The organism is Marinagarivorans sp. (genome assembly GCF_982758155.1).
Genome location: NZ_CEXWTU010000384.1, coordinates 1 through 2,515, shown reverse-complemented (window position 1 = coordinate 2,515; position 2,515 = coordinate 1). Strand labels below are relative to the sequence as shown.

The window sequence follows — 2,515 nt, the reverse complement described above, 5'->3', positions numbered from 1 at the left end:
GCTTTGAGCAACGCTGTTGAGGAAGCAGGAGGCAAGTATTATTGGATAAAGTATTGTTTCCTCGGCCCTTACATCCTGCAATAAATGGAAAGCGGTAACGCGAGGCGGTCTGATTACTGAAAGGTAGTGTATTTTGTCGCCTTAAAATCACCTCCTCAGAGACTAGTCAAAAGTGCTTATCGCGGCTGGTCAGTCATCCGTTTTCTAACCGATAAACGGTTTCCCTTGCCAAAACGAGACCTCCCGCACGCACACGCAAAGCCAGCGCATACATTTACACCAAACAATGAACGCATAAACCACGAACGACCTGATTCACAGCGCGTTTCGTGGTATAAATAACGCCCATTTTTTGACCGCTGTATCTCATGGCCAACAAACTCAACCCCCGTCAAAACGAAGCCGTTCACTACATTGCAGGCCCTTGCCTGGTGCTTGCTGGTGCAGGCTCTGGCAAAACCAGTGTTATCACACGCAAAATCGCCTATCTGATTGAAGAATGCGGCATGAGCGCCCGTAACATTGCAGCAGTGACCTTTACCAATAAAGCCTCACGCGAGATGAAAGAACGCGTTAAAAAGCTCGTAAAGGGCAAAGCTTCGCGCGGCCTAACGGTATCGACATTTCATAACCTGGGCATGAACATCATCCGCAAGGAACACAAAACGCTAGGGTTAAAGAGTGGCTTCTCCATCTTCGACTCCGAAGACGCCAAGGGCTTATTGAAAGAGATTATGCTCAAACAAAACGAGCTTGATACCGACAATGTGGATTTGGTGCAAAGCGAAATTTCCAATTTCAAAAGCGCCATGGTTAGCCCGCAAGAAGCGTTAAATAACGCCGACAGTGCCGCTGAGCTTTGTATTGCTAACGTATTCCAGCGCTACAACCAAGCACTGCAAGCCTATAATGCCGTCGACTTTGACGACTTAATTTGCCTGCCCGTGAAACTCTTTTGCGACCAACCCTCCGTGCTCGATCGCTGGCAGCACAAATTGCGCTACTTATTGGTAGACGAATACCAAGACACCAACGAGAGCCAATATCAATTAGTGAAACAAATTGTAGGCAACCGTGGCGGCTTAACCGTGGTGGGCGATGATGACCAAAGCATTTACGCATGGCGTGGCGCACGCCCCGAGAACCTGAGTATTCTTCAGCAAGATTTCCCCTCGCTGCAAGTGATTAAACTCGAGCAAAACTATCGCTCTACCGCACGTATCTTGCGCGTAGCCAACGCCGTGATCAGTCACAATCCGCACGAATTTACTAAAACCCTGTGGAGTGATTTTGGCTTAGGAGATCAGTTGCGTTTAATCCGTTGCCCAACAGACGATGCCGAAGCCGAACGCGTGGCGATGGAAATTCTCAACCAAAAAATGCGGCGCGGTTTAACGTTTAAAGATTTTGCCATTTTGTACCGTGGCAACCACCAAAGCCGTATTTTAGAAATTAAACTTCAGCAAAACCAAATCCCCTATACCATCAGTGGCGGCACTAGCTTTTTTTCCCGCACCGAAATCAAAGACATCATGGCTTACCTGCGCTTACTGGTGAATACCGATGACGACAACGCTTTTCTGCGTGTAATTAACACCCCGCGCCGGCAAATAGGTACCTCCACGCTAGAGTCTTTAGGCCGCTATGCAACTGAACGTGAAATTGGCTTATTAACCGCGTGCGACGAAATGGGTCTGCATGCAATATTGCCTGCAAAAGGCTTGGAGCGATTGCGCGAATTTTCGGACTGGCTAAAACGCATACGCGACAATTGCCACCAAAATAATCCGGTTATTGCCATTCGCGAAATGATCGAAGATATCGATTACGAAGGCTGGCTATTCCAAAACGCCAGTAGCGCCAAAGTCGCCGAGAAACGCATGCAAAATGTTTGGTATCTCACAGACAACATCGAAAATGCTATCGCACGCGACGAAAACGCAGACACCAACGAAGAATTCGTCAAGAACGCCATCGCTAAATTACTCTTAATGGATTTAATGGAACGGCAAGAAGATGAAGACGATTCTGACCAAGTACAGCTAATGACGCTTCATGCCAGTAAAGGGCTAGAATTTCCCCATGTGTTTTTAGTCGGCATGGAAGAAGAGATCCTCCCCCACCGCAACAGCATCGACGATGGCAATATCGAAGAAGAGCGCCGCCTAGCTTACGTTGGCATTACCCGCGCCCAAAAAACACTGACCATGACCCTAAGCGCCAGCCGAAAACAATTCGGCGAGAAAATAGAAACGTCACCCAGTCGCTTTATTGAAGAGATTCCTGAAGAAGATTTGGAAATGGAAGGCTTTGGCAAAGCGAGCGTGGCGCAAGTTGAGCAACGGGCCAGCGAGACGGTAAGTAATATTATGAATATGTTTGATGATTAAAAAAACCGACGCTGTATTTAAACAATAAAAACGTAACTATGCAGGTGGGATCGAAATGATTCCCCCTAACAAAAGGCGAATTGATTGTTTTCTGGGCATTCAAGCGTCAGGCCTTGCAGGGATAG

The 2,515-nt window shown here is 47.5% G+C and carries 1 protein-coding gene; it reads left to right on the top strand.

Annotated features, from left to right (window positions below; all coding sequences use genetic code 11):
* Positions 1-368 precede the first annotated feature (368 nt).
* On the top strand, positions 369-2,390 hold the full coding sequence (gene rep / locus AC3A8L_RS21105) for a DNA helicase Rep (RefSeq protein ID WP_487964254.1): 2,022 nt from the start codon (positions 369-371) through the stop codon (positions 2,388-2,390).
* The last annotated feature ends 125 nt before the right edge of the window (positions 2,391-2,515 follow it).

Excerpts from the sequence above, each read along its gene's own strand:
- rep (WP_487964254.1), top strand. The coding sequence starts at position 369 with ATGGCCAACAAACTCAACCCCCGTCAAAACGAAGCCGTTCACTACATT.